The 404-nt window shown below is 46.5% G+C and carries 1 protein-coding gene; it reads left to right on the top strand.

Going from position 1 to position 404, the window contains the following annotated elements; translation table 11 throughout:
* The coding region (locus tag PZC42_RS20630) for an MC/SLC25 family protein (protein ID WP_277213940.1) at window positions 1-404 on the top strand (404 nt) is incomplete at its 5' end.

The raw sequence follows: 404 nt of genomic DNA, 5'->3' as shown, positions 1-404 counted from the left end.
GAACCTTGGGTGTGCTAGGATCTCTTGACTCGTTCACTTCACTTCAGTTCATCCAACTAGCCAACATGCAGCCAGCTATCACCGACCCAGTTTCCTTTATGAAGGATTTCGTTGCCGGAGGTGTATCTGCGGCAATCTCCAAGACAGCCGTAGCTCCCATCGAACGAGTCAAGTTGCTTCTTCAAGTCCAGCATATCTCCAAGCAAATCGCTCCTGAGCAGAGATATAAGGGTATGATTGATTGCTTTGTCCGTATCCCACGTGAACAAGGTCTTCTTGCTTTCTGGAGAGGTAACTTTGCCAACGTTATCCGATATTTCCCAACTCAAGCTCTGAACTTCGCTTTCAAGGACAAGTACAAGCAAGTTTTCCTTGGTGGAGTTGACCCAAAAACTCAATTCTGA

The organism is Isoptericola croceus (assembly GCF_029382255.1).
GTDB classification, from domain to species: Bacteria; Actinomycetota; Actinomycetes; order Actinomycetales; family Cellulomonadaceae; genus Isoptericola; species Isoptericola croceus.
This window is presented reverse-complemented; position numbering and strand designations above follow the sequence as displayed.